At 40.4% G+C, this 26,451-nt stretch carries 25 protein-coding genes; 6 read left to right on the forward strand and 19 right to left on the reverse strand.

Going from position 1 to position 26,451, the window contains the following annotated elements; all coding sequences use genetic code 11:
* Positions 1-228 precede the first annotated feature (228 nt).
* On the forward strand, positions 229-2,469 hold the full coding sequence (locus tag VK159_RS10105) for a Tex family protein (protein WP_324230014.1): 2,241 nt from the start codon (positions 229-231) through the stop codon (positions 2,467-2,469).
* Positions 2,470-2,641: 172 nt separating this feature from the next.
* Here VK159_RS10105 and VK159_RS10110 read toward each other — a convergent pair whose 3' ends face one another.
* From VK159_RS10110 to VK159_RS10130, 5 genes are all read right to left on the reverse strand, one after another.
* Complete coding sequence (locus VK159_RS10110) at positions 2,642-3,334, reverse strand: porin family protein (protein WP_324230015.1); 693 nt, start codon at positions 3,332-3,334, stop codon at positions 2,642-2,644.
* A 202-nt stretch (positions 3,335-3,536) separates the two neighbouring features.
* A complete protein-coding gene (locus VK159_RS10115) occupies positions 3,537-4,679 on the reverse strand; it encodes a hypothetical protein (protein ID WP_324230016.1) in 1,143 nt (380 codons plus the stop codon).
* Positions 4,680-4,788: 109 nt separating this feature from the next.
* Positions 4,789-5,649 carry a hypothetical protein gene (locus VK159_RS10120; RefSeq protein WP_324230017.1) on the reverse strand — a complete coding sequence of 287 codons (861 nt, stop codon included), beginning with the start codon at positions 5,647-5,649 and terminating at the stop codon, positions 4,789-4,791.
* Positions 5,650-5,771: 122 nt separating this feature from the next.
* The gene (locus VK159_RS10125; RefSeq protein ID WP_324230018.1) at positions 5,772-6,278 is read right to left on the reverse strand and encodes a DUF2911 domain-containing protein; all 507 of its coding nucleotides are present in this window, start codon (positions 6,276-6,278) and stop codon (positions 5,772-5,774) included.
* A gap of 82 nt (positions 6,279-6,360) precedes the next feature.
* Positions 6,361-8,928 carry a VPS10 domain-containing protein gene (locus VK159_RS10130; protein ID WP_324230019.1) on the reverse strand — a complete coding sequence of 856 codons (2,568 nt, stop codon included), beginning with the start codon at positions 8,926-8,928 and terminating at the stop codon, positions 6,361-6,363.
* A gap of 38 nt (positions 8,929-8,966) precedes the next feature.
* Here VK159_RS10130 and VK159_RS10135 point away from each other — a divergent pair, with 38 nt between their 5' ends.
* Positions 8,967-9,701, forward strand: coding sequence for a hypothetical protein (locus tag VK159_RS10135; protein ID WP_324230020.1), 735 nt, complete (start codon positions 8,967-8,969; stop codon positions 9,699-9,701).
* A 78-nt stretch (positions 9,702-9,779) separates the two neighbouring features.
* Here VK159_RS10135 and VK159_RS10140 read toward each other — a convergent pair whose 3' ends face one another.
* From VK159_RS10140 to VK159_RS10160, 5 genes are all read right to left on the reverse strand, one after another.
* The gene (locus VK159_RS10140) at positions 9,780-10,421 is read right to left on the reverse strand and encodes a DUF2306 domain-containing protein (RefSeq protein WP_324230021.1); all 642 of its coding nucleotides are present in this window, start codon (positions 10,419-10,421) and stop codon (positions 9,780-9,782) included.
* A 79-nt stretch (positions 10,422-10,500) separates the two neighbouring features.
* On the reverse strand, positions 10,501-11,133 hold the full coding sequence (locus VK159_RS10145) for a hypothetical protein (protein ID WP_324230022.1): 633 nt from the start codon (positions 11,131-11,133) through the stop codon (positions 10,501-10,503).
* Between the two features lie 626 nt (positions 11,134-11,759).
* Entirely contained in the window at positions 11,760-12,314 is a 555-nt protein-coding gene (locus tag VK159_RS10150; protein WP_324230023.1) for a cupin domain-containing protein, read from the reverse strand.
* Between the two features lie 160 nt (positions 12,315-12,474).
* Positions 12,475-13,356 carry a pirin family protein gene (locus VK159_RS10155; RefSeq protein WP_324230024.1) on the reverse strand — a complete coding sequence of 294 codons (882 nt, stop codon included), beginning with the start codon at positions 13,354-13,356 and terminating at the stop codon, positions 12,475-12,477.
* 99 nt (positions 13,357-13,455) lie between these two features.
* Positions 13,456-13,824, reverse strand: coding sequence for a hypothetical protein (locus VK159_RS10160; protein WP_324230025.1), 369 nt, complete (start codon positions 13,822-13,824; stop codon positions 13,456-13,458).
* On the opposite strand from VK159_RS10160, the gene VK159_RS10165 reads away from it, so the two are divergent.
* Positions 13,823-13,945: a hypothetical protein gene (locus VK159_RS10165; RefSeq protein ID WP_324230026.1), complete on the forward strand. Its 123-nt coding sequence runs from the start codon at positions 13,823-13,825 to the stop codon at positions 13,943-13,945. The genes VK159_RS10160 and VK159_RS10165 overlap by 2 nt on opposite strands.
* Positions 13,946-13,978: 33 nt before the next feature.
* Here the strand turns inward: VK159_RS10165 and VK159_RS10170 are convergent, their stop codons facing one another.
* A complete protein-coding gene (locus VK159_RS10170; RefSeq protein ID WP_324230027.1) occupies positions 13,979-14,701 on the reverse strand; it encodes a pyridoxine 5'-phosphate synthase in 723 nt (240 codons plus the stop codon).
* 127 nt (positions 14,702-14,828) lie between these two features.
* Here VK159_RS10170 and VK159_RS23675 point away from each other — a divergent pair, with 127 nt between their 5' ends.
* The gene (locus tag VK159_RS23675; RefSeq protein WP_414672824.1) at positions 14,829-15,044 is read left to right on the forward strand and encodes a PLDc N-terminal domain-containing protein; all 216 of its coding nucleotides are present in this window, start codon (positions 14,829-14,831) and stop codon (positions 15,042-15,044) included.
* Positions 15,045-15,116: 72 nt separating this feature from the next.
* Here the strand turns inward: VK159_RS23675 and VK159_RS10175 are convergent, their stop codons facing one another.
* Together VK159_RS10175 and VK159_RS10180 are read right to left on the reverse strand one after the other, a co-directional pair.
* On the reverse strand, positions 15,117-15,524 hold the full coding sequence (locus VK159_RS10175) for an SET domain-containing protein (protein WP_324230028.1): 408 nt from the start codon (positions 15,522-15,524) through the stop codon (positions 15,117-15,119).
* A gap of 187 nt (positions 15,525-15,711) precedes the next feature.
* Positions 15,712-16,500: a DUF2452 domain-containing protein gene (locus VK159_RS10180; RefSeq protein WP_324230029.1), complete on the reverse strand. Its 789-nt coding sequence runs from the start codon at positions 16,498-16,500 to the stop codon at positions 15,712-15,714.
* A gap of 215 nt (positions 16,501-16,715) precedes the next feature.
* Here VK159_RS10180 and VK159_RS10185 point away from each other — a divergent pair, with 215 nt between their 5' ends.
* On the forward strand, positions 16,716-18,548 hold the full coding sequence (locus VK159_RS10185) for a UbiD family decarboxylase (RefSeq protein ID WP_324230030.1): 1,833 nt from the start codon (positions 16,716-16,718) through the stop codon (positions 18,546-18,548).
* A 139-nt stretch (positions 18,549-18,687) separates the two neighbouring features.
* On the opposite strand, the gene VK159_RS10190 is transcribed toward VK159_RS10185, so the two are convergent.
* A complete protein-coding gene (locus VK159_RS10190; RefSeq protein WP_414672825.1) occupies positions 18,688-18,888 on the reverse strand; it encodes a helix-turn-helix transcriptional regulator in 201 nt (66 codons plus the stop codon).
* Positions 18,878-19,354 (reverse strand): hypothetical protein, encoded by a 477-nt coding sequence (locus tag VK159_RS10195; protein ID WP_324230031.1) that lies wholly within the window; start codon positions 19,352-19,354, stop codon positions 18,878-18,880. Before VK159_RS10195 ends, VK159_RS10190 begins: the two co-directional genes overlap by 11 nt.
* Before the next feature lie 365 nt (positions 19,355-19,719).
* Here VK159_RS10195 and VK159_RS10200 point away from each other — a divergent pair, with 365 nt between their 5' ends.
* Positions 19,720-20,640, forward strand: a complete 921-nt coding sequence (locus VK159_RS10200) for a hypothetical protein (RefSeq protein ID WP_324230032.1) — start codon at positions 19,720-19,722, stop codon at positions 20,638-20,640.
* Between the two features lie 58 nt (positions 20,641-20,698).
* On the opposite strand, the gene VK159_RS10205 is transcribed toward VK159_RS10200, so the two are convergent.
* From VK159_RS10205 to galK, 4 genes are all read right to left on the reverse strand, one after another.
* On the reverse strand, positions 20,699-21,811 hold the full coding sequence (locus VK159_RS10205) for a hypothetical protein (RefSeq protein ID WP_324230033.1): 1,113 nt from the start codon (positions 21,809-21,811) through the stop codon (positions 20,699-20,701).
* Between the two features lie 192 nt (positions 21,812-22,003).
* Positions 22,004-23,932 (reverse strand): glucosamine-6-phosphate deaminase, encoded by a 1,929-nt coding sequence (gene nagB / locus VK159_RS10210; protein ID WP_324230034.1) that lies wholly within the window; start codon positions 23,930-23,932, stop codon positions 22,004-22,006.
* A gap of 178 nt (positions 23,933-24,110) precedes the next feature.
* On the reverse strand, positions 24,111-25,154 hold the full coding sequence (locus VK159_RS10215) for a UDP-glucose--hexose-1-phosphate uridylyltransferase (protein WP_324230035.1): 1,044 nt from the start codon (positions 25,152-25,154) through the stop codon (positions 24,111-24,113).
* A gap of 2 nt (positions 25,155-25,156) precedes the next feature.
* Positions 25,157-26,308, reverse strand: a complete 1,152-nt coding sequence (gene galK, locus VK159_RS10220) for a galactokinase (protein ID WP_324230036.1) — start codon at positions 26,306-26,308, stop codon at positions 25,157-25,159.
* Positions 26,309-26,451: the final 143 nt, after the last annotated feature.

Raw genomic sequence — 26,451 nt, forward strand, 5'->3', positions numbered from 1 at the left:
ATGCTGCGTTTTAACTTGTTTGTTTTGAAGAGCGGCAAAAAAGTTACGATGAACGAAAGGCCATTTGTACGTTTTTTACATAACATCTTTATTTTTCATGTGTTTTGTCACAATAACGTCATCAATCTTTACTCATTTTTCTATTCTGTTGTTTGAAATGAACAAATTTTTTTTCTACCGAAGCACAGCTATATTGCATCCCCTTTTAACAAGTTTAACTGAAGAAGAATGACAGAATTTTCATCAAAGATTGCAGGCTTACTGAGCCTGCGTGTGCAGCAGGTTGAAGCCGTAATTGAATTATTAAACGAAGGCGCCACTATTCCTTTTATTGCCCGTTACCGGAAAGACAAGACCGGCAACCTCGATGAGGTGGCTATTCAACAGATACAGGACCAGGCAAAATTCCTCAAAGAATTTACCGAGCGAAAAGCCTTCATTGAAAAAACAATAACTGAACAGGGTAAGATGACGGATGCTTTGCAGGCAAAGCTTGATAAAGCAACCACGATCAATGAACTGGAAGATATTTATCTCCCCTACAAACCGAAGCGCAAAACAAAAGCACAAACTGCCAGAGAAAACGGATTGGAGCCATTGGCGTTGCTATTACTCGAACAAAAAGATATTGTTGTTAACGAACATGCTGCAACCTTCATAAATGAAAAAGTGGCAACGGCTGATGATGCTTTGCAGGGTGCAAGAGATATTATTTCCGAAATGGTGAATGAAGATGCAACTGTTCGTGCCAGGCTGCGTAAGTTTTTTGAAGATGAAGCATTGGTGAAGAGCACCGTGATGAAGGATAAAGAAACAGATGGTGTAAAATTCAAAGACTATTTTGATTTCAGTGAACCGGTGCACAAAATTCCTTCACATCGTATTCTTGCGGTTTTACGTGGATTCACTGAAGGCATTTTAAAGATGAGCATTGAACCTGAAGAAGAGCTGGCAATTGAGTTAATTGATGGTTTATATGTAAAAGGAATGAACGAATCAACCACGCAAGTAAAGAAAGCGATCAAAGATGCGTATAAACGTTTACTGCAACCAAGTCTTGAAACAGAATTCCGTTCGCAGTTAAAACAAAAAGGTGATGAAGAAGCGATTACTGTGTTTGCAGAAAATTTACGTCAATTGTTGTTAAGCAGTCCGCTCGGCAGCAAACGTATTCTTGCACTTGATCCTGGCTACCGTACAGGTTGTAAAGTTGTTTGTCTCGATGAAAAAGGCGAATTGCAAACAACTGATCTCATTTTTATACATGAGCCTGGTAAGCTTTACACCTCTGAAATGACGATCCGTCATTTGGTGAAAGCATTCCAGACACAGGTATTTGCTATTGGTGATGGAACAGCAGGACGTGAAACAGAACAATTCATAAAGAAACTCAACCTAGGCCTGCCGATCTTTTTAGTGAATGAAGACGGCGCATCTGTTTACAGTGCAAGTGAAGTTGCACGTGAAGAATTTCCTGATAAAGATGTAACAGTTCGTGGTGCTGTAAGTATTGGCCGCAGGTTAATGGATCCATTGGCTGAATTGGTAAAGATCGATCCGAAAAGTATTGGTGTTGGACAGTACCAGCACGATGTAAATCAAATGCGTTTAAAAGAACGTCTTGATCAAACAGTAGTAAGTTGTGTAAACCAGGTGGGTGTAAACTTAAATACAGCCAGTAAACATTTGCTGAGTTATGTAAGTGGTATCAACAGCAGCATTGCAGAAAATATTGTGAAGTACAGAAATGAGATCGGTCGATTTACTTCACGCAAACAATTATTAAAAGTACCACGCCTAGGCGATAAGGCATTTGAACAATGCGCTGGATTCTTACGCATTAATGATGGCGAGAATGCATTGGATAAAAGTGCTGTGCATCCCGAAGCTTATTCTGTTGTTGAGCAAATGGCGAATGATCTGCAATTGAAAGTGGAAGAACTCATCGGCAACGAAGCAACCATTAAGCAGATCAATGCAAAAAAATATGTGAGTGAAACAATTGGTGAATTAACCATATCAGATATCCTGAAAGAATTGGTGAAGCCGGGACTTGATCCACGTAGTGAAGCACAGGCATTTGAATACGCCAACATTTTTAAAATTGAAGATGTTACTCCAGGCATGGTGATACCAGGTATGGTTACCAACCTCACTCGCTTCGGTGCATTTGTTGATATTGGTGTGAAGCAGGATGGATTAGTTCATGTTTCTGAAATTTCACATGATTACATTACTGATCCCGCAGAAAAATTAAAACTGAATGATAAGGTGATGGTGAAAGTAGTGGAAGTTGATATTGCACGCAAGCGTATTGCATTATCCATCAAACAAACAGAAGAAGCACCTGCCCGAAGTGCAAGGCCCAAGATACAAGGCCAGGCAACAAGGTTCAAGAAAGAAGAAGACTTAACCAGCCTGAGTGTAAATGATGCATTGGCAGCGTTGAAGAACAAATTTAAGAAGTAAGAAAGCTGCAAGCTGTCAGCTATTAGCTGCTGGCAAATTCATTAACTTTTTTATCTGTGTTCGTTTGAGTCCATCTGTGGCTAATTTATTCGCATCAATAAAACTCATTTCATCAGTGGTTAATAAAAGGGCGCATTGCTAAGCAATGCGCCCTTCTCAGTCCGGCAGGTTGTTACAAACGGAAACCGACTGTAAAACTCAGGACTCTATGTTTATTTTTATCATCCGCATTACTGTTAGTGCCCGATTGAATTTTGGCTAATCCCAAACCATAGTTTACAGAGAACATTGCTTTATCCCCTTCAAAACCAATTGTACCATTCAAGCCATAATCAAAACGACGTAGAATTCCATAACCTGCACCTTCTTCTCCAGATGTAGTTGGATCGTCGTTTGAGAAATTAATTTTCTCGTTGTTATCGAACGCAACTCCAAATAGCTTGCCTTCTACTTTGTTACGTCCTCCAATTCCCATAGCTACATATGGACCAGCACCTGCAAAAAACTTTGCGCCATCACCTAATGGAGCTTTCACAACGACATTTACAGGAACTTCCAAGTACATCGGGTTTGTAGATTCCCGATAATAGCTTGCATCACTGGTGCTGCCTTGTTGAAATTTTGCACCTTTTCCTGTAAAGAGAATACCCGGCTGAATAGAAAGAATATTTTTTATTACCGGAATATCACCTTGCAGACCAACATGGAAACTGGAAAGCATTCTTGCTTCATCAATATTTCCACTTTCAGTAACTGAAATATTTGCCATGTTATAACCGGCTTTAATAAATACAGAAGAGTTCTGAGCTGATACTGTACTGACTACAGCAGTAAGTAAGGCAAGGCAAAAGGGTTTGATTTTCATAAACGTAATTTTTTTGATGATTGCCAAACACCATGCCAAACTATTGGTACGCTTGCAATGGTGACGGATTAAATACCTCTGTATTTTACGAAATAATACAAAAGCCGGATGCATAGACCACAAAAAAACAATGCGGTTTAATCCCAAATAAGAAAAGCTCCGGCATATGCCGAAGCTTTATATAATGGATTAGTCGTACACGTTATTCAACAGCTGCATCAACATACGCTGATACCCAGCCTACTTGCCCGTTCTTGATCAAATAAAATTGCTTGGCTTCGTTCACCGATTTAAACTGGCGCATGATACGCAGTAGCAACGCACTACCGGCCATGAGTGAACGTTGATCGAAGACAGCATGTACACGTTTCACTTCAGATGAGATGAGCTTCTTATCCCATTTACCATTCGTGAGCTTGCTCATTAAATAGCTTTCTGAGAAAGAAGAATAATTCTCAGTAACACGTTTATGAAAACGCTCCACATCTTCGTACGTTACAGGTAAAACAGGATTATTATTTAATTCAGGGTATAACAATGTTGCAGTTGCCCAGGCAATACCACCACTGAATGCAATATGATCACTCACAGGATAGCTGCCACTTGTATTAACCGTATAGGCGATCTCAGAATTCTCTGCTCCTGCTGCCACACGAAATAACTGGCGGGTGTAATTTTCATGCGACTTATCATCACCACACATTTTCTCTGCTGCATTGGCTGTGCTTTTTGTACCCCATGATAATTGAAAGAGATAAAAGTAACTGTCGTTGCCATAAGGGAAGAAACCACCTTTTGAATTACCACTTCCGATATCAATTAAAAAAGTATTGTATCTGCGGTTAAGCGGCACAATTCCCTGGTGCGATAATTTTGCTTCCTGCTGCACATCCACCACTTCAACTTTACGTTGCGGTTCATTTACTTTGGAACGAAACTCTTTGATTAATTTCTCCACCCAATCCTTTTTGTTTTCTTTTTCCGCCTGGATCTTTACACCGCTGCTGATAACAGTAAACACTCTTTTTGATGGAATATTGAATTTTGTAACAGCAGTTTGAAACATACCGGCAAAACTTGTTGCCGTTGCATCAAAGGTTGGTTGTGTAAAGGAAATAAAATCGGTATTGAAGGATGTATCTTTTACAATGGAAAAACTATTGCCCGTCTCTTTATTCTTTTTCATTTCAATCACACTCAGCTTCACGCCTTTCGATCCCACTTCAATGCCTGCATAAAGATCAGGAACACTTGTGTATTTGGTTTGGGTGCTGGTTTGAGCAGATGACTGATAACCCAACGTTGTAACGAGGGACATCAGTAACAAAACTTGCTTCTTCAACATAATGTAAGTTGTACTTTGGGTAAAAGTAACACAAAGGAACTCTGTTGAACCCACTAATGATGCATATGTGAGCAACTGTGAAAAAAATGTGATTAAGTGAAAAGCTGCATTAATTCAAGCGAAGGTTTGTACGACCAATTCTTACCCCATTGTGATAGAACTGAACACTGTACATACCCTTATCATAAGCAGGTAGCTTCAGGTTCATCGCAATGCGGCTTGCATCTCCTTTTGCATAAGAAAGTTTTGTCTTACGGGTATAAGGAATACGATCGTTGTTAGAAGTGGTGAGCATCCCCGATTGCCAGGGATCATCCTGCACCACATCACCCGAGGGATCGGTCAATGCCATATACACTTCAGTATCACTAAATGAAGCTGTGGGGTTTTGCACTGTGCATGCAATGCTGAAATAACCTGTTGCTTCTGCATTGGCGGTTACCTGCTCCTTACCAGTTTGCATCGCACGAAAACTGATTGCTGATGCTGTAAACACCGGTTCTTCTGCTATTGGTTTACTGATCGTTTCCACACGACTTGTTACCGGAGCAGTTGTATTTTTTATTTCAGTTGAAGTAGTTACAGCCGCTGAAGCTGAAGAAGATAACCGCTGCTGCAATTGTTTTATCTTTTCCTCTGCCCTGCGCAGATCTTCTTTGGTGATATTATTAATGGCGAGGATCGCCGCAATTTCATTTCGTAAACTGTCAATGGCATTACTGGTTGAATCAAGCGGAACAACTGCAGTATCAACAACTGCTGCGGAACGTGATGAATCGATCTGCTGCAACAAACTATTATAAGCAACCCGCAACGAATCATTCACTTTTGTTTGCTCAGCCAGCGAATCTTTCACGGGCAGCAACACATCCGTATTGGCATATTTATTTTTATCGTAAAGATGATAAACCCATGTGCCGATCAAACACAAGGAAACGATCACCAGCAGTATGTTTCTTGTATCCTTCATTCCCGTGCAAACTACTCATTAATTACAGTGCAGCGTTGAAACCCTAGCTGGTTGTGGATAAGCTGTGAAATGAAAAATCCCCCGATTGCTCAGGGGATCGATCACACATTGATGGTTTATACTTATTGTGAAATCTTAAATGGTACACTTAACTTTTCCCATTTGATGGTAACACCGTCGGCGGTGCCATCGATCTTAAGTGTTTCAGTCAAGTCACCTGCGGTTGGCTTAACCGTTACACGCAACGCATCATCTGTTGCTTTGTATTGGTAAGCGCCCCACTGCTTCCATGTTTTGTTGAAAACGATCACCCACTCATCTTTACCCGGTACTGTAAACAGTCCGTACTTACCGGCAGGCAATGTTTTACCTTCTACTTTAATATCCTTATCGGTTTCAAAAACGGTTGCTTCGTTAGCACCTGTGCGCCACACTTCGCCATAAGGAACCAGTTTGCCCCAGATCTCTCTACCTTTTACGGAAGGAGCACTGTAACTGATCTTGATGTTTGCGCCACCCGCTTTAAATTCTGTTGTAGCTGGCGGACTAGGTTTTGTTTGATTTTGTGCACAAGCTGTAATGGAAAGCAACAAACCGAATACGGTCATTAAACTGAAAATACGTTTCATGTTCTTCTGTTTTTTATTAGAGTTTCAAGATAAAACAAATTACCAGCAATATTGTTGCCTGAATGACAAATGGCGATTAATGTTACTTTAAATCTGCTTTTTTCTTGTCGTGATAGGCTTTGTCGGCAGCCAGTTTTTGTGCCTCACCCAACGGGGCAATATAAATACTGCGGCCATGGGTACCCAAAACAATTTCATTTTCTCTTTCCTGGATCGCAATGTCATGAATGGCCACACGTGGCAGCTCACTCATCCATGCCGAGCTGCTTGCTCCTCCATCGAACGATACATATAATCCATGATCAGTTCCCACGTACAAGAGGTTTTCCTGCTTTGGATCTTCACGAATTACATTCACCGGTTCTGCAGGCAGATCAGTAAACAATTGTTTCCAGGTAGTGCCGTAATCTTCACTCACAAATACCCATGCTGTAAAATGATCGTTACGGTAACCATTCAACGTAACATATACCCTGCTCTCTTTGTATTTCGATGCAATCACACGGCTCACATAAAGCCCCTGCACATTCTTTGGCAATTTGGTATGAACAGCACTCCAGCTATAGCCGCCATCTTTTGTTACATGAATAAAACCATCATCGCTACCTGTATAGATCAAACCAAAACGCAAAGGCGATTCGCTCATGGTTACCAAAGTGCCAAAGGGAACATTGCCTTCTTTTTTACCACCGGTAAGATCGCTGCTGAGGTTAACAGCGCCTTCGCCTTTATTAAAGCTGCGGTGAAAGCGGTTGCTGCCGAAATAAAATACATCCTGGTTATGTTTTGATAACAGGATTGGTGATTGCCAGTTAAAACGTAATGGCTTATCGCCTAACTCATGTTGCGGACGCACACTTACACGACCAGCAAACGGTGTGTTTTTATTAGCTCGACTGTAAGCACCAAATTGTGAACCTACATAAACGGTTGTATTATCTCTTGTATCAACTTGTACCTGCATACCATCGCCACCACCAATTGACTTAAACGCATAGCTTCCGTTATCGTGCCAGTCAACTGTTTCACGGTTGTTGCTAGGACCAAACCATGTACCGTTATCCTGCAAACCACCGTACACATTATAAGGTTTTGCATCATCAACAGTAATCGCATAAAACTGACCAAGTGAAGCTGAGTTGGCTTTAAACCAGTTGGCACCATCGTCATACGTAATATTGATACCACCATCATTTCCATTGATCATGTGTGAATCTTTTTTCGGATTGATCCACAAAGCATGATGATCGGAATGCACATTTCTTCCTTCAATATTTTTAAATGTCTTTCCTGCATCAGTACTCATCCATGCATTTACACCGAGCACTACCACCTTATCTGCGTTTGTTGGCGACACATAAATTTTTGCGAAGTAATAACCATAGGTACTGAACACCTGTGGCAATTTGTTATTCACCAGTTTCCATGTTTTACCGGCATCATCACTGCGGTACACTTCGCATCCTTTAATACCTGCATTGCTGAAACCATCATCACCCACATCAAAATAATCCCACAAAGCAATTGGTTGAATCTTCCCTGTACTCACCATTTCTTTTACTGATGCCGCTGTGTACTTAGCAGGGAAACGTTGCTTGCGCATAAACGTATCCAGTTTTTTATCGTCGAGGTTTTTAAACTGATCAGCCGTCATTGTTTTAAAATCTTTCAGCTGAATCGTTGTATCGCCTGTTGGTCTTTTCTTTCCTGTATCAGGCAATGGATTATAATTATCAATGACTGCATAAACAATGTTTGGATTTTTTGCATACACACTCAACCCAATACGACCAAGCTTCTTCCCTTCTGCAAAACCGCTGCCGGGTGCAGTAATATTGCTCCAGGTGTTACCACCATCCGTGCTTTTATAAATACCACTTGTTGGTCCGCTTTCTGTAAACGTCCAGCCACGGCGTGTACGATGCCACATCGCTGCATACAATTCATTCGGGTTGTTGGGATTCATTTCCATTTCAACCGCACCTGTATTATCATCAACAGCTAAGGTGAGTTTCCATGTTTTACCACCATCAACTGTTTTATATACACCACGTTCTTTGTTGGCAGAATATAAATGACCCAATGCAGCCACCCATGCCGTGTTAGGATCAGTTGGGTGCAATTGTACTTTACCTATATGATGACTTTCAGGCAAACCAAGGTATTCCCATGTTTTACCATTATCGCTGCTTTTATAAACTCCATTACCGGCGTAAGATGAACGGCTGCTGTTTACTTCACCTGTGCCCACCCAAATCACACGACTGCCATACCATTTTACAGCAATGTCGCCAATGGTCATTACATCCTCGTTATCGAAAATGGGTGTAAAAGATTGTCCGTTGTTTTTGGTATGCCACAAACCACCGCTGGCATACGCCACATAAAATTCAGTAGGATCTTCAGGGTTCACTTCCACATCATTTACCCTTCCACTCATCACTGATGGACCGATATTGCGGAATTTCGCATCTTTTAACAAAGATTTCTTCTCCATTTCCTTGCGCAACTCCATGCCTTTCAGTCTTTCCTCAGCAGGAGTTGGCTTAATTTGTGCATTACTGATAAGAACAAGGAGCAGAAACGGGAGAACGAGGGTAACTTTGAGCAGGCAATTTTTAAACATTGCCATCGTTTTGTAATGGAGCATACAGCTTTGGTTTTTTAATCTCATGTTATTACGATACTATGAATCAACTATTCAACCTTTCAAACTTACGAATACCCGCCTTAACTGTTGTGGCCATCTTACTTTTTTGGATGAACGGTTCAGCACAATGTAAAGACTATACCATTAGTGTTAAGGGCGATACATTGAATTGTACCGACATGAAGGACCTGAAGCAAGGCAAATGGGTAGTTCGTTACGAAGAAGTGCGTGGCGAACCGGGTTATGAAGAAGAAGGCGAATTCCGTAATGGAAAGAAAGAAGGCCCATGGCGTGTGTACACATTGATGGGCGATGTATTAGCCATTGAATATTACCGCTGGGGAAACAAACATGGCAAGCAGCAATACTTTAACGCCATGGGCGATATGATACGTGAAGAAAGCTGGCTTGCACAAAACCCTGAGAAGCCTACTGAAACAATTGAAGTGTATGATGTGAACGATCCCAAGAAAGTTTACCTCGTGGAAGTAAAACTTGAAGCATCTTCTGTTGCACATGGCTTCTGGACCATTTATGAACCGGGCTCAGGTAAAGTGTTACGTAAAGAGAATTTTATTCTTGGCAAGCTTGATGATGGCACCGGTTCTGCAAACGGGATCATTAAAAAAGACCCCAACGATCCTGCTGATGCCAATACAACCAAAAAAGAAACACCCAAAGAAAAAGTGAAACCCAAAGAGATACTCGATTACGAAAAGAAAAATGCCGGTAAGAAAAAGATCAAAGTGAGAACAGGGCAAACGGGAGGATGATGAGTGATGAATGATGAGTGATGAGTTGCCGGGCAGATGACTAGCAATAGTTATTCATAAGTTGTTTCGATTGATCCCTCATCTCTTTGCTTTATTTGTTTTCAACTTCTTAACAGAAGGCAACCATGATATAAACATCTCCACAACTAACACAGGAATTACCCAACTTAACCATTCCTGTGTTGTATCTCTCACATCAGAACTGTCGATAAAAGAAAGCAAATGAAATTGCTCGATGAGGTCGCCTGACAAACGTAAGAACACAAACACCAATGTTAATGTATAACTGCGGATCATGAACAAACGATGCGCCTGTATATTTTTATTAATAACAGCCAACCACGCCGCCGTTGTCATAAATAACCACAGCAATGCCAACATGATCACAGGAACAATTGAACCCTGGTATGGCTGAGTGGATGCCAAATAAAGCGCTGTAAGTCCGCCCAACAGGCAGCCACTGATATATAACTTTCCAAGCAACCTGTGTAATTTAATATGGCGGTTGCGAAACCATTTCCAAAATTGAAACGGACCCAAAACCAATGGAAAAACTGCAGTAACAATATGCGACACAAACCAAAATTGCTTATCCCAAAATGATTCACCCAGCCCTTCTTTATAAAAACGGAAAAGGATGGCTCGGTATAAATAATAAGCACTTAATAAAATGATCGCACTCCAAAAGACTTTACTGTAGATCTTTTTTGAAATTGTCATACAAAGAAAATTGTCGCTTACATAAATATACACAACACATTAAACGATCAGGTGCTGCAATACAGCAAACCTCTATTTCCTAAAGCATTACAGAAAGTATCCACACTACGTAAAACCAGATACAACCAATCCAGCTGATGGGATGGATTTTTTTGAGAGTGCTCCAATCATAAACAAACAAAGAAATAAATAAAACGTTCCAAATAATTGCTTCAAATATCACAGGTCCTGTTAATGATTCAATAGACATCAGCTTGCCAACAACCCTGTCGAGCACCGGCCCCAAAACATAAAGCGTTCCTATAAAAATATATCGTTTGTGCTTAACTCCGTTCTTGCGGTTGAGAAATGCCAGCCAAATCAAAATGGCAAAACTTGTGGTGAAAATGCGGTTTGCTTTCACCTGAAAAGGCATAACCGACCATCCTTCGTAAATAACTACAAACACATAAAACGTACTGATAATTACACCCAGTCCGACCAACATTCCTGTGATACCGAGTGTTCGATGTGCTTTGTAATTCCCTTTCCGTATATATCCTGTTTGTAGTACCAGGATAATAAACCACGCCAGGAAAAACAACCCATGAATAATGAATTTGGGATCGCTGTTACTCTTCTGACCAACATCGTAAAACAGATTATCTGAAAATGCAAACACTGAAAGGAACAGCAGAAACAGGCTGGTCCAGAAAAAAAAGTTTTTCCTCATGAAGCAGGTTGGTTATGTGTGAATATTTGCCGTTCGCACTAAAACAACAGTAAGCTAATATAGGAAATGAGCTGAAAAAAGTTGTAGCGAATTTTCGCTATTGTTATGTATTGGAGAATACTTTGTGGGGACATGAACCAAGGCAAAGAAAAACATTTTGGAGTTTTGCATAAAGGCGGAAAATCGAAGCCTGGAAGCAGAATTTACGACCAACTTATAACCTATAACACTTTCGTCGATGATACTGACTAGTTTAACGAACTGCGAACAACTTAGTAAGAAAATAAACAATTGATATAACGGTGAGAGCGATGCCAATTATTTTGAGTGACCTTATCCTGCGCTCTAAATAGACATCTTTGCTTTTAATTTAGATGCCGGGGAAAAAAGAAGTACAGTATTCCTACCGGTAAAGGAATTAATATATCCCTATGACCTGTCATGAGTTATAAGTTAACAAAATCCGGTTTTTATACTCAATGGAATAATCATGCCGCTTTAAGCGGCATCAAGAAAACATATTGCTTGTACACCCGGGCCAACGATCTTAAAAAGAGTAACGAGTTAAAAGTTACAGCTTACGAGTACCCTTTACTCATAAACTGTAACCCGTAACATATCGAAACTCAATTTCTTACCGGTGCAGGCGCATGTTCAAAGTGCTTATACTTACCCAACAGTTTGCCAATAAAGTAAGTAACAGGCAGAATAACTTTTTTTACAAACGCAGGAATACCATCTATGTCAAATTCAGATTTATAACGGGTGATGAGATAAGCACCATCGAATGCTTCGGGTTGGGCTTTACCCGATTTGTTTTGGGCTTCAAAGATGGAAGAAAGAAAAAACACAATGTTATTGGCGGGATAGACCCATCCTTTGCACTGCAATTCCTCTTCACCTGCATTCCAGAAACGATGCGATACACCACGTTTAAACAACACCGTTTCACCTTCGCCTGCAAATTGTTCAGTGCCGCCTTTCACGATATAACCAATACGTCCTTTTACAACTGTGAGACATTCATCCTGCAGCCAGTGTGTATGCATAATGGGGCCAAAACCAGGATCAACAAAATTTTCTACAATCAGTTTATCGCCTTCCTCTCCTTTTTCTGTTGAAACGAATACCAATTTTTCGCCGAGCACATTTTCAATAGTATAGGGTAAAATGTAGTTCATGATGTTTTAGTTTTCATCAAAACTAGTTTGCTTTCATCTGCAGTAAAATAACAGTATGTATGTAACGGTAATAATGGAGAATCAAATGAGGGGAATGAGTGATGAATGATGAAAGATGAGTGATGAATACACTTAACAATTAACCATTATCCATTAACAATTATCTCGTCGCTGCCGGATAAGGAACGAAATCATTTTCCTCTCCTTTTATTTTATCAAATTCCTGTGCGATCCATTTTTGTTTTGCTGCTTCAATGAGTGCTTTGTCTGATGAAACAAAATTCCAATCGATAAAACGTTCTTCGGGAAAAGGTTCTCCACCAAAAATATAAATGCTGCTGCCGGCTGTAATGGTAAACTCGCAGAGCTTACTGTCTTTTGCTACGAGTAATTGTTTGGGTTCATACACATTGCCTTCACTCTCGATACTTCCTTCCAGTATATACAAACCCGATTCGCCATACAACTCGCTTCCTAACTTCACGGTTTGTGTTGTAGAGCTTTTGATCTCGATCAAATATAATTTACTGTAAACGGGCACCGGCGACTTTCTTCCGCATGCTTCACCTGCAATTAATTTATACTGTAATCCATTTTCGTCCCATGCAGGTATCTGTTCTTTTTCGATGTGAAAAAACTCCGGGTCCATTTGTTCCAGTTCTTTTGGCAAGGCCACCCATATCTGCAAACCGTGCATGGTTTTGCTTGAATGACGCAGGTATTCAGGTGTACGTTCGGAGTGAACAATTCCTTTGCCGGCAGTCATCCAATTAACGGCGCCGGATTTTATTTCTACTTCGGTGCCCAATGTATCACGGTGCATGATACTTCCTTCAAATAAAAACGTAAGTGTGCTCAGCCCAATGTGCGGATGTGCAAATATGTCCATATTCTCTCGTTCATTCATTTGCACGGGCCCCATATGATCAATATAAATAAACGGGCCTACCATTCTTTTTTGACGGAACGGCAACAACCTGCCCACCATAAACTTTCCGATGTTAACAGCACGTTCTTCAATAATGAGTTGAATGTTTGACATGAAAATGAGATTGAATTATCTGAAATAAACAGTATTCAAAAATAAGAAGTGTAATGAACAAAAACCAGCTACAAAACCTCATTCAAAAACGCCTGCTTACTATTTCCGCTTTCCCCGCTTATACTGCTTCAATAACTCATTGGCACATTCAACAATTTCGATTGCGGTATCTTCACCCAAGGCTGTAGTAAAATGCTCTACCCGTCCATCTTTCCAGGTGATTAAAATATCCCGGTCATCTCTCCCGGCTCTCCTCTTTTTTGTTAAAGCCCGAAGTATAATATAAGCAACACCCTCAGAAGCTTCGTTTATGTATGACTGCATAGAGAAAGAATCTACCTCATCGTACAAAACACTTCTTCTTTGTGAGCCTAAAATTAACGAGAGTAATGAAAAATCTTTCTGTACCAGTCTGTCGTGATACAGATCAACTTCTTCTGTGCCAAACAATGCAATAAAAAAAAGCATGATCAAACATACCGCTGTTATAACAGGTGGATTCTCTGAGAAAGATGGCAAAGAATATATAATTACAAACAGGCATAAGGCCCGCCAAAACAACGACATTAATATATCGAAGGAAGAATAAAAACGCTTAACAGGTTTTTTCAAGTGATCGTTTTTATTCAACATTCAACTGCCGCTTATACAACTGAATGGCATTTTCGTAACCAAGATACAATGCATCACAAATAAGTGCATGCCCAATACTTACTTCATCGATCCAGGGAATGGTTTGGATGAGGTAGTGCAGATTCTGCAGATCAAGATCATGCCCGGCGTTGATGCCTAAGCCCATTGAACGGGCACGTGTAGCCGCAACAAGATATTGATGCACTGCTTCACGTGGATCAGCGCTGTATTGCTTGGCATAACTTTCGGTATAAAGTTCAATTCGATCGGTTCCTGTTTCCACTGCACCTTCGATCATCCTTATTTCGGGATCAACAAAAATGGACGTACGGATGCCGGCATTTTTAAACACGGCGATCATATCAATGAGATACTTTTTATTCTGAATAGTATCCCATCCATGATCACTGGTGAGTTGTCCCAACGTATCGGGTACCAATGTTACCTGCTGCGGTTTTACCTCCAGCACTAAATCAACAAATGATTGCTCACGGCAATTGCCTTCAATATTAAATTCAGTAGTGATGATTTGTTTGATCTGTCGCACATCATCGTAACGGATATGTCGTTCATCGGGGCGTGGATGAACAGTTACACCATCGGCACCAAATCTTTGTGCATCGATAGCAGCCTGCAATACGTTTGGTCTGTTACCCCCACGACTGTTGCGGAGTGTGGCAAATTTGTTGATGTTAACGGAGAGCTTGGTCATAATGCAAAGGTAAGAGCAAGTGGTGAATGGTGAGTAGCAAGTTGGAGGTTTGCAGGTTATTGGTTACGGGCGACTCCTCCATTTGCAACCACTGAAACTGTTATGTATATTTGACAAAATGCTACCAATGGAAAAACTTGAACTTTTATCGGGCAACATTATACTCTCGGTCTTTATTTTTTTGCTGATTGTTATCCCACTAACATTTGTCGTGGCTGTATGGAAACGCAATGACCTTAGCCAGACATCTAAAATCATGTGGATGTTGTTTTTTGTCTTCGCTCCCGTATTCAGTATATTCTGCTACCTGTTGTTTGGCTATAAACGCAGCGAAAGAAGATGATCTTTTTATGATGCAGATTTTTTCACCTCAGAGAACGAGAGTAATTGGCTTTACCCAGAGACACACTCACCATCAAATAAATCCCCTGCAATTCTTCACCCCGCATTTACAAGGCAACTTTCCATCATGATGTGTTTCACCATAATCGCAGGTAAGCTCCTCTCCTTTTTTGATGGCACGTTTGCTGTAGAATTCTACTTGTCTGTATGCACGCCGCATATATGTATTGGGATCGCAGGAATGATTAATGTACGATAATGCATTGCGGTTGATGCTGGCATCCAAGGCCACAGGTTCGTTATCAAACTCCACCATCAGCAATTCACCGGCATGTTGTTTCTTTACTCTGCGTTGTGCTTCTTTGTAGCTGATAATTTCGCCGGCCATGTTGCCGAGTTTTCGTTTAGCTGGAATAGCCTTTAATGCAAAGGCACCTTTGCCTGCTACCTTACTTTTCTTTACTTCAATGGGGAAATTCATTACGCAAATGTTAAGAACCAAAATCCAAAAAACAAAATCCAATGTTTAAGAAATAAAGTCCAAAGAGCGAACCCCAAATTCCAAAAAACAAATTCCCAATTCCTGTTTCAAACCGCAGTCCGGCTTGTTTTACCATGAACAATTAACTATCAACTATGAACTACAAACTATCCACTACCGGCTTCTCCTACACTTCCATCCACGTATGATCGGCCAGCAACTTCGCCGATGCAACAAATTGTTTAAACGGCCCTGTACCTCCCCACTCCTTCGGACTCACCATCGACAACAAATAACTGTCATCATTTTTCTGATACAGATGGTACACCTGCCCGATCACCGGACGAAAGTTGAGCTTTGCATCATAGATCATCAATGATAATTCTTTGCGCTTTACAATTTCTTGTGCCTGTCTTGCCAATAATTCAATTTGTTGTTTGATCTGGTCGAGCTGCATATTGGTTTGCTCTTCCATAGCGGTTAATGCCTGGTGACGGATAACACCTTCTTTTGTTGGACGAATAACCACACCGCTTACACTCGACGCATACGGCAACACACTCATTTGTTTGTGATATATTTCTACATTGGTGTAACGTTTATACTCCGGTGTGAAACCCTTTTGTGTGATGCGTAAAAAACCATTGGGCATTATTTCATGGGTAGCACTGAACTTCAGTTGTCCGTTCGTGATAAATTCCACCAGCAGGGTAGATGAGTTTGGAATTTCGGAGCGGATCTGCTGCGCCACTTCTGTTTTGTCAAACGGATGAACAGCTGCATCGGGCACAAAGTTGTACGATGTATAAAATGCTTCGTTGAGATGCGTTACCCAATTAGTACTCATCATCAATTCCGTTCCGTTCTTCACCGATTCAATTTTACAGTTACCGCTCTTGGGTGTTTCCCCAAATTCGTAACTGCACTTTTCCGGGAACAACTGCCACGATGCTAAAAAATTATACGCCTGTACCATACTGCAAAGATGTGTGAAGTTGTTTAAACACTTATAAGAGGATTTTGTTTAGAGAAGAAGAAGTTACAGGTTATGGGTACTTATAACTTATACCATTCTGCAATTTGTTGAGCAAATTAAACCTGCGGAGAACCACTCGTAACCCTTAACCTTTAACCTCAACCCGGACCTCAACTTGTAACTCGAAACAGTTCTCCACCTACCTTTGACGTATTATGGCATACAGCTCACTCGAAGAATGTTTACTCGACCTTGAAAAGAACGGTCACTTGGTACGCATAAAAGAAGAAGTTGATCCGCACCTCGAAATGGCGGCTATCCATCTGCGTGTGTACGAAGCCAAAGGCCCTGCCCTCTTGTTTGAAAACGTGAAAGGATCGAAATACCGGGCCGCTTCCAATATTTTCGGCACACTCGATCGCAGCAAATTCATCTTTCGTGATACGTTGCAATTGGTGCAAAAGCTCATTGAACTGAAAGGCGATCCGATGAAAGCGTTGAAGAGCCCCATTCAAAATCTAAGTACAGGGTTAGCAGCACTGAAAGCATTACCTAAAAAACAATCTTCGTTTTCGTTTGATAAAATACAGGTCAATGATATTCCCCTTATTAAACATTGGCCGATGGATGGCGGTGCCTTCGTAACATTACCGCAGGTGTATACAGAAGATGTTGATAAGCCCGGCATCATGAAATCGAACCTTGGCATGTACCGTATTCAACTTAGCGGAAACGAATATGAGTTGAATAAAGAAATTGGTTTGCATTATCAGTTGCATCGGGGTATTGGCATTCATCAAACAAAAGCAAACGCCAAAGGACAACCATTGAAAGTGAGTTGCTTTGTTGGCGGACCGCCATCGCATACGTTGAGTGCAGTGATGCCTTTGCCGGAAGGTATCAGTGAAATGACATTCGCCGGTGTATTGGGAGGCAGACGTTTTCGTTATGCATACGATACACTGGGAAATGCCATCAGTACCGATGCTGATTTTGTCATTACAGGCGAAGTTGATCCATTGCAGAATAAACCTGAGGGACCGTTTGGTGATCACTTAGGTTATTACAGTTTAACACATCCCTTCCCGTTAATGAAGGTGAACAATGTGTATGCAAAGAAAAATGCCATATGGGCGTTTACAGTTGTTGGTCGTCCACCACAGGAAGACACCAGCTTTGGTGAACTGATCCACGAACTAACGGGCAACGCTATTCCACAGGAAGTACCGGGATTAAAAGAGGTACATGCGGTTGATGCTGCTGGTGTACATCCGTTGTTACTGGCAATCGGCAGCGAACGCTACACGCCTTACACTCCCACAAAACAACCGGCTGAGTTGTTGACCATCGCTAACCATGTGTTGGGTACGGGGCAATTGAGTCTGGCGAAATTTTTATTTATTACGGCTGATGATACCAATCAGCTGCACACACATAATGTACAGCCATATTTAGAATATATTTTTGAACGCATTGATCTTACACGAGATCTCCATTTCCATACCAACACCACCATTGATACATTGGATTACTCCGGTACCGGTTTAAACAGTGGAAGCAAATTAGTGTTGGCAGCTTATGGTGATAAGAAAAGAGAATTGTGCAGAGAAATACCAACTGTTTTAAAAGAATTACAACAGTTCGAAAACCCACAACTCTGTATGCCGGGTGTAGTTGCTTTGCAAACAAAGAAATTTACAACCTACGAAGAAGCGCAAAAAGAGATGGATGTATTAAACCATCAACTATCAACCATGAACCATGAACTAAGCGGCGTTGCTCAACTCATCATCTGCGACGACAGCAGTTTTGTTGCTGCCAATCTCCGCAATTATTTATGGGTGAGTTATACACGTTGCAATCCAAGTCATGATTTATATGGTATTGCTTCGTTTACTGAATACAAGCATTGGGGCTGTAAAGGGCCGGTTGTGTTTGATGCAAGATTGAAGCCACATCATGCACCTCCGGTAGAGAAAGATGCAGCGATAGAAAAACAGATCGATCGTTTGTTTGCGAAAGGTGGAAGTTTGGAAGGGATTGGATAATGATTAAATGAAATCCACCTGCCTTTCGGCAGCTGGATTTAAGCAAATTTCGATAGCGATAAAAACTGACTTATTAAATATTTTACCTGAATTGGTAACTTCTTCTGATAAAGCTTCGACCGAAATATTTTCCAGAATTCTAATCACCTTTCTCAAGGAAAAATATCTCTTCAACAGACTTGGCAAAAACTTTTGCAATTTTCAAAGCCAACACCGTAGAGGGCACGTATTTGTTTGCCTCCATCGCATTAATCGTCTGCCTGCTGACTGACACTTTATTTGCCAGCTCCTCTTGTGTCATGTTTTTGATTGCTCTTTCAACTTTAATATTATTTTTCATCAGACACAGATTTGGAGTTTTTATACAAAATGTAATTAAACCTCACAATGAAAATAATTAACACTGTGAACATATTATACATCATAACATTTAAGAAAGAGAAACCATGTACAAACGCAAAACTTAAAAACAATAAAACATAATTTATCCAAACTGCCCATAGTAAAGAAGACAACCTGACTTTTGCTATAAATTCATCTTCTCTTTTCTCTTTTGAAAAGCCCACCATCATTGCTCCAACAATAAATAAAGCCCCAACAAATGTTGGCGTAATATTAGAATCAATTACTTTAAAGAATTCAGTAGGTTCCATTAGAGGCTCATTAATGATTGCAAATACTTTTGACTTGACACGGAAAGTCTCCATGCCTGTAAAAGTGAGAATAAGACCCAAAATTGCAGAAGGTATCAAAAGACACCAACCAATAAGTTTATACTTATTTGGTAATAAGAATTCGTTTGACATATTTTTTTAGTTTTTACAAATGTAATGCATATTTTACTTTATGACAAGTATTTTTTACATTTTGTAAAAAATACCATCCTTACTTAATAAATACTGCAGGCAACAACAGGTTTTGTACAATCAGGCGGTGCATTGAAATAATCATTGGCAATGCATATGCAAGCTTTAAATTCTACGGACATAATTCTGCCGAGCAATAGTTCCCCTTCCGGCGCAGGTTTTTGCACTAGTATCATCCGTTACTTTGCTTCATAAACAATTACCGTAGCAACACAAATGGACAGGTCGGGAAACCTGCGCCGGCATTATTTTTTTCGGTAATTTGTCCTGCTCATTTAATAATATTTATTATCTATACCATCAATATGAAACAATTTCTTACAATTCTATTTTTCATACTTTTCAATACAACAACATTTGCCCAAATCAATCTCAAAGATTCAACCGTGCAGGCCATCGGCTATTGGGATAAAAATGAAAAGCAGAGTTATACCATTACCACCGATAAATTTAAAATAAGAGAAGGCGATACCATTTCAAAATCGCAACTGACCTACGATGTGGATATTACCATAGTTGATTCAACAGCAAATTCATATGTGATCGAATGGAAGTACAGTAATTACAGAGTTACCGGCGGCGAACTCATCAGGCAAAAAATTGACGCTGGTTTTCAAAACCTGAAGATCCGAATTAAAACAGATGACATGGGAGCCTTCGAAGAATTACTCAACTGGGAGGATGTAAGAGACCATATGAAGAAATCATCAACTCTTCTACAAGAAGAATTTAAACATGATCCGAAAGCAAGGGAGATCATGGAAGAGGTTACAAAAATTTATAACAGCAAAGCCAACATTGAAGCCATTGCCATAAATGATATTCAACAGTTCTACACCTTTCATGGCGGTAAATATGTAAAAGGTGAACCTGTAGAAGCAAGTATTCAAGTGCCTAACGTAACGGGAGGCAAACCATTCGATGCCGATGTATTCATTTATCTTGATGAAATCAATGAAAAAGAAGAGAACTATATTTTGCGGTATGAGTTATCAGTTGATGAAAAACAACTGCAGCAGGCAGTAAAAGAATACCTTACCAATCTTGCAAAAAAAGCGGGCAAACCTGTCCCAAAAGATCTTGTTCTTAATCCCCTTGTGAATACAACCCTCATAGGATCACGTATTCACGATTATGGATGGGTTATTTACAGCATCTCTACAAAAACAGTTTCTGCGGGGGAAATATTAAATATTGAAGAGCGTGTAATTGAAATAAAAGATTAAAGCAGCTTGATATGATTTTAAAGAAAGAGGAACTGCTTATTGCAGTTCCTCTTTCTTTTTATTGCAATTGAACCTTCAGATTAAAAAAAGAGGGCTGTAAATAATTCTGCATTTCAGGTTCCTGAAAAAAGCCTGGTCGTAAACTTGCTTTCACTTCATAAGTGCCCGGATCAAAGAACCCTTCGAGTAAAGTTGTTCTCACATCTGCCTTTTCGCCCGGTAAAAGTCCACCGGAGGGCATTGTTACAAAAGTGCGCAGGTCTGATCCATATGGCACATGATCGCTATGAGCTATCTGCGTTATTGTTATGGGTCTGTTACCACGATTATACAACTCGCCCACTTTTACAGTTTGGGTAATTCCACTTTGCAAACCAGACATGATTACATAATCGCTTACAAATACGATCGGTTTTTCAACGTCTACAATCACACTGTAGGTCATCACTTCTCCTCCTCGCTTCACCGCAATATAAAAACCTTTGGGATAAGCGAAATCAATCGACAGACCCGTGTACGGATAAACGCTTGTACTGTTCGCCGGAACATCAAAAGCATTTTGTGTGTAAACAACTTGTGTTCCATTGTGCTCGATAACCGGGGTTAGTGCTCCAAAGTGAGTATCTGCCGGCACAATTACATGTATTTTACCAATGGAACCATTTCCATGAATTATCTGAACCGCCGAGATATCTTCTGAAAGCTGAGCGTTCATTGATTTCAAAAAACGAAAATTTGTGATTGCCAATGTACCGGCAACAGGTTCTTCCTGCACAGTTACACGATAGTTTATTTTTTTCTGCGGATCGCTTGCAGAAGTAATCGTGTACAACTGTTCTTTGTAAAGAAAATCTGTCTTTACCCCCAACTGTGGGGCAATGCTGTATCCTTGTTTTTGGAAATTGGAAACGAGTGGAGTTAATTGTAGTCCTGTGTTACCTCGTGGTATTCGGATGGTAATCTGCCCCGGCTCTGTTTCAATCCCATTCACAACTGTAGGATGATCGATGTCAATTGAAGAATAATTCACCTCTGAAAATCGAAAGTCATTGATTGTAATTTTTGAAATATCAGCCGGCTGTTGTGGTTGCGGTTGATTATTTTTTTTACAACCCGAAATAATGAACAATTGCAGAAGTAAAGCTGCCGTTGCAATAGATGAAAAACGCATAGATAATAAGGTTTTGATTTGGTTCGCAAAACTATTTTCTATGTGTTGACATATTTATGTATTCTCTCCCGCAAGTTGTTTTACCAGCATAAACGGAAAATAAAACTGACAAACGGAAATATAAATTATTGCAGTAAAAAAAACAGCTGATCAAAATATTGATCAGCTGCGGTAATATAATTTAATTGCCTGTTAATAATGCCAACGCACAAATGCTTCCATGGCTGCATACTGTGTTAAACCAAGCTTACCATACAGATCGGCAGTGGCTGCATTACGTTCTTCAGCACGTTGCCAGAACTCACGGCTATCGCTACCCTGGAAGGGCACCATATCTTTTTGCGATTGATGAATAAAAATGCCGAAGCGCTTCTTCATCACCTGCTCAGGACTCATTGGTATGGCCATTTCAATTTCTTCCATGTTCCACTCCTGCCATGCACCTTTGTATAACCACAACCAGCAATCGTTGATCCACTCATCACCATCGGCTTTAATTCTCCTCAACGATTCAAGCACCACGTTGAAACAAACAAGATGAGTACCATGCGGATCAGCAAAGTCGCCGGCACAATACACCTGTTGCGGTTTTATTTTACGGAAGAGCTCCATTGTTAATCTTACATCTTCTTCGCCCATTGGATTTTTCTCAACCGTACCTGTTTCATAGAAAGGTAGGTTTTGAAAATGCCATTGTCCTTCTTTCAAACCAACATAGCGACAGGTTGCAGCTGCTTCGCAACGACGGATCAAACCTTTTATCTCACGTATGGCTTTTGTATCAACTTCATTTGATTTTTTCTTTTCGAGATAGCCTCTTGCTTCACTTAATATCTTCTTCGATTTATCAGCATCAATACCAAACATCTGTTCAAAACCCACTGCAAAATCGAGGAAACGTGTAACAAACTCATCGGTTACGGCAATGTTGCCACTTGTTTGATAAGCAACATGCACTTCATGCCCCTGATCATGTAAACGCTGAAAGGTTCCACCCATGGAAATAATATCATCATCAGGATGTGGCGAAAACAAGATCACTTTTTTGGGGTAAGGATTGCTGCGTTCAGGATGGTTGGGTATTACTGCATTCGGTTTACCGCCGGGCCATCCCGTAATACTGTCTCGCAACATATAATAAACCTGCAGGTTAATTTCATATGCATCACCTTTCTCTACCAGCAGATCACTTAAACCATATTCGTTATAATCAGTATTGGTTAAGCTCAATACAGGTTTGCCAAGTTTTAGTGCCATGTTCACAACAGCACGTTTGATCATCTTATCCGTCCACTCACATTCACCTGTGAGCCATGGACTTTTATAACGGGTAAGCTCAGCCGCAGCCATCTCATCAATGACAAATGTTACATCATCATGATTCTGCAATAACGATGCAGGCACATGTTCTGTATCATCGCCTTCAACAGACTGCTGAATAACCGGAGCTTTTGTCGGTCCCCAAGCCATCAGAATAATTTTCTTTGCTTTCAGGATTGTACCAATACCCATTGTTATCGCAAGCCTTGGCACTTCGCTGATGTTTGCGAATTCGTAACTGTTTGCTAAACGTGTTGAATTGGTGAGTGTGATCAATCTTGTTTTAGTGTAAACACTTGAACCCGGTTCGTTAAAACCAATGTGACCGTTCACGCCAATTCCTAAAACCTGCAGATCAATACCGCCTGCATCGGCAATTTTTTGCTCGTAGGCTGAGCAATGTTGTTTGATGTTTTCTTTTGCAGTGGTGCCATCAGGTATATGACAGTTGTTTTGATCAATATCAACCTTATCAAACAACTGCTGTTTCATAAAACGATGATAGCTCTGGATGGCATCCCGTTCTATGGGATAATATTCATCGAGGTTAAACGCAATAACATTTTTAAAGCTGAGTCCTTCTTCTTTGTGCATCCGCACCAGTTCTGCATACAGCGATTTTGGCGTTGAACCTGTAGCTAGCCCTAATACACACTTTTCGTTCTTCGATTGCTTTTCACGAATTAAATCAGCGATTTGAGAAGCCGCAAATGCAGATCCTTCTTTTGCATTTGTAAAAATCCTCGTGGGAATTTTCTCAAAACTGTCGAGCAGATCCATGGAAGCAGTCTTTCTGGCCATACTTTCTAAATTTTTTAATTAAGAGCCCAAATATATTCAATCCGTTTTGAAATAGGTTGAAAAAACGATTGCATAAATTCTATTGTAAGCTAAAAAACATCTGCTCAATAAACGACAAAGCCCGAAAACAAGACAGTGTCTGTTATCGGGCAAAGCCGTAATGAAGAAAGCCGGATACTTATTTCAAGGTATAATGAACGTTTGGTAGCTGTTGCAAAGTAGCAGCCGCAGCCTCGGGTGTAATATCCCGTTGCGGATTGGCCAGCATTTCATAACCAACCATGAATTTCTTAACGGTAGCGCTACGTAACAAAGGCGGATAAAAATGCATATGCCAATGCCATTCAGCATGATCTTCTCCATCATTCACCGGAGCCTGGTGCATACCTCCGCTGTAGGGAAAAGAAATATTGAACAGATTATCATACTTAGTTGTAAGCTGCTTTAAAATGGAAGCAAATGCCTTTTCTTCTTCAGGAGTGAATTGTAAAATGGTTTGCACCTGACGCTTGCTTATGATCATTGTTTCGTAAGGCCACACTGCCCAATATGGAACCAGCGCTACGAAATGTTCATTTTCCACAACAATTCGTTCCTTCTTTTCTAACTCAAGATCGAGATAGGCACTCAACAAACTTTTTCCATGTTGTGCGAAATACTTTTTCTGTTGCGTGGTTTCCTTTGTTAATTCTAATGGCAACGAAGAAGAAGCCCATATTTGTCCATGTGGATGCGGATTGCTGCAACCCATGATCTCACCCTTGTTCTCAAATATCTGGATATACCTGATGTGCTTATTTTCAGAAAGTTCTTTAAACTCCTTCTTCCACAAATGGATCACTTTTACAATTGCTTCTTCCTGCATAACAGGAAGAGTGAGACTGTGATCAGGTGAAAAACAAATGACTTTACAGATACCGGTTTCACTTTTGCTGATGAGTAATCCTTGATCGTTCTCACCACCATCCGGTGTTTCAGGTAATAATGCAGAAAAATCGTTGGTGAAAACATATGCATCTGCATAAGCAGGATTCATACTTCCGTCAGAACGTTTATTACCGGGACATAGATAACAGGTGGGATCGTAAGAAGGTCTGTTATCTGCAGGCACTGTTTCAACTTTACCTTGCCACGGACGTTTCATGCGATGTGGTGAAACAAGTATCCAATCGCCTGTAAGAATGTTTAAACGTGTGTGCGAATGTTCTTTACTGTCAAACATGGTTATATAATTTCTGTTCCATTTTCAATGGAAGCGATGTAATAATCGAGTTGTAAACCCATTTCAGATTCGTAAGCCGGCTTAATTGCTTTGATCAATTCGTCAATCGCAGATTCTTTTACCAGGTTAATGGTGCAACCACCAAAACCACCACCCATCATACGTGCACCAATTACTTCAGGACGGTTACGAACAAAATCAACAAGAAAATCGAGTTCTTTACAGCTCACTTCATACATTTTGCTGAGGCCGTCATGTGTAGCAAACATCTTTTTCCCAAGAGCAGCAATATCACCTTTCTGAAGATCTGCACAACCGGTAAGCAGTCGATCTATCTCTTCTACAACAAAACGGCTGCGGTCATCAATCGTTTTATCTTTCGGTAACACATGATCATTCAACATTGCAATGGTTGCATGCCTGAGCGATGTTACTTCAGGATGATGCACTTTTATCCAATCAACTGCCTGGTTACATTCATTACGTCTGGTATTATATTCAGATGAAGCAAGTGAATGTTTTACGTTGGTATTGAGTAACAGTATTTTTATTCCTTCGAGTTTAAACGGAACATATTCGTAAGCCAGTGAACGGCAATCAAGTTTGATCACATGATCTTTTTTGCCCATCATTGATGCAAACTGATCCATGATACCACACATTACACCTGCATATTCATGCTCGGCTTTTTGTGCCATCTCCACCATTGCAACACGATCGATATTTGTTTGCAGTAATTCGTTCAATGCATATACCGTTGCACATTCAACTGCTGCTGATGAAGATAAACCTGCACCAATGGGCACATCACTTGAAAGAATAGCATTGAATCCCGGCAACTTGACTCCACGTTTTATGAATTGTGCAGCAGAACCAAGTATGTAGTTGGGCCAACTAATATCACCAACCGGTTTTAACTTAGTTACAGTTGTAGAGAATGTTTCATTCAGATCCAAAGCAGTTAAATGAATTTCATCATCAGTACGAAGCGATAAAGCAATGTAAGCTGCTTTATCAATTGCTGCAGGCAGTACAAAGCCTTCGTTATAATCGGTGTGTTCACCAATAATGTTTACACGTCCGGGAGAACGTACAATAACAGCAGGTTCGCTTTCATACCGCTGTACAAATTCATCTTTCAATTTTTCTTTCATATAGCACTCAGTTTCGTTCAGAATTATTTGTTTGATGAACAAGCAGTGTGAAACTCAAACGAAATAACCTGTTGTTATTAATAAAGATTTAAAAAGGGCGGAGAGTGGAAACTACCCGCCGACTATTGATTATGACCCTTTCG

The organism is Lacibacter sp., from assembly GCF_035299325.1.
Classification (GTDB): domain Bacteria; phylum Bacteroidota; class Bacteroidia; order Chitinophagales; family Chitinophagaceae; genus Lacibacter.

What these genes read in the sequence shown, in the direction of transcription:
- VK159_RS10170 (WP_324230027.1), bottom strand. Translation starts at nt 14,701, where the DNA reads ATGACCAAGCTCTCCGTTAACATCAACAAATTTGCCACACTCCGCAAC.
- VK159_RS10160 (WP_324230025.1), bottom strand. Translation starts at nt 13,824, where the DNA reads ATGCTTTTTTTTATTGCATTGTTTGGCACAGAAGAAGTTGATCTGTAT.
- VK159_RS10125 (WP_324230018.1), bottom strand. Translation starts at nt 6,278, where the DNA reads ATGAAACGTATTTTCAGTTTAATGACCGTATTCGGTTTGTTGCTTTCC.
- VK159_RS10105 (WP_324230014.1), top strand. Translation starts at nt 229, where the DNA reads ATGACAGAATTTTCATCAAAGATTGCAGGCTTACTGAGCCTGCGTGTG.
- VK159_RS10140 (WP_324230021.1), bottom strand. Translation starts at nt 10,421, where the DNA reads ATGACAATTTCAAAAAAGATCTACAGTAAAGTCTTTTGGAGTGCGATC.
- VK159_RS10180 (WP_324230029.1), bottom strand. Translation starts at nt 16,500, where the DNA reads ATGGTACAGGCGTATAATTTTTTAGCATCGTGGCAGTTGTTCCCGGAA.
- VK159_RS10135 (WP_324230020.1), top strand. Translation starts at nt 8,967, where the DNA reads ATGAATCAACTATTCAACCTTTCAAACTTACGAATACCCGCCTTAACT.
- VK159_RS10110 (WP_324230015.1), bottom strand. Translation starts at nt 3,334, where the DNA reads ATGAAAATCAAACCCTTTTGCCTTGCCTTACTTACTGCTGTAGTCAGT.
- galK (WP_324230036.1), bottom strand. Translation starts at nt 26,308, where the DNA reads ATGAAAGAAAAATTGAAAGATGAATTTGTACAGCGGTATGAAAGCGAA.
- VK159_RS10205 (WP_324230033.1), bottom strand. Translation starts at nt 21,811, where the DNA reads ATGCGTTTTTCATCTATTGCAACGGCAGCTTTACTTCTGCAATTGTTC.
- VK159_RS10185 (WP_324230030.1), top strand. Translation starts at nt 16,716, where the DNA reads ATGGCATACAGCTCACTCGAAGAATGTTTACTCGACCTTGAAAAGAAC.
- VK159_RS10215 (WP_324230035.1), bottom strand. Translation starts at nt 25,154, where the DNA reads ATGTTTGACAGTAAAGAACATTCGCACACACGTTTAAACATTCTTACA.
- VK159_RS10150 (WP_324230023.1), bottom strand. Translation starts at nt 12,314, where the DNA reads ATGAACTACATTTTACCCTATACTATTGAAAATGTGCTCGGCGAAAAA.
- VK159_RS10130 (WP_324230019.1), bottom strand. Translation starts at nt 8,928, where the DNA reads ATGCTCCATTACAAAACGATGGCAATGTTTAAAAATTGCCTGCTCAAA.
- VK159_RS23675 (WP_414672824.1), top strand. Translation starts at nt 14,829, where the DNA reads ATGGAAAAACTTGAACTTTTATCGGGCAACATTATACTCTCGGTCTTT.
- VK159_RS10165 (WP_324230026.1), top strand. Translation starts at nt 13,823, where the DNA reads ATGATCAAACATACCGCTGTTATAACAGGTGGATTCTCTGAGAAAGAT.
- VK159_RS10200 (WP_324230032.1), top strand. Translation starts at nt 19,720, where the DNA reads ATGAAACAATTTCTTACAATTCTATTTTTCATACTTTTCAATACAACA.
- VK159_RS10155 (WP_324230024.1), bottom strand. Translation starts at nt 13,356, where the DNA reads ATGTCAAACATTCAACTCATTATTGAAGAACGTGCTGTTAACATCGGA.
- nagB (WP_324230034.1), bottom strand. Translation starts at nt 23,932, where the DNA reads ATGGCCAGAAAGACTGCTTCCATGGATCTGCTCGACAGTTTTGAGAAA.
- VK159_RS10145 (WP_324230022.1), bottom strand. Translation starts at nt 11,133, where the DNA reads ATGAGGAAAAACTTTTTTTTCTGGACCAGCCTGTTTCTGCTGTTCCTT.
- VK159_RS10115 (WP_324230016.1), bottom strand. Translation starts at nt 4,679, where the DNA reads ATGTTGAAGAAGCAAGTTTTGTTACTGATGTCCCTCGTTACAACGTTG.
- VK159_RS10120 (WP_324230017.1), bottom strand. Translation starts at nt 5,649, where the DNA reads ATGAAGGATACAAGAAACATACTGCTGGTGATCGTTTCCTTGTGTTTG.
- VK159_RS10175 (WP_324230028.1), bottom strand. Translation starts at nt 15,524, where the DNA reads ATGAATTTCCCCATTGAAGTAAAGAAAAGTAAGGTAGCAGGCAAAGGT.
- VK159_RS10195 (WP_324230031.1), bottom strand. Translation starts at nt 19,354, where the DNA reads ATGTCAAACGAATTCTTATTACCAAATAAGTATAAACTTATTGGTTGG.
- VK159_RS10190 (WP_414672825.1), bottom strand. Translation starts at nt 18,888, where the DNA reads ATGAAAAATAATATTAAAGTTGAAAGAGCAATCAAAAACATGACACAA.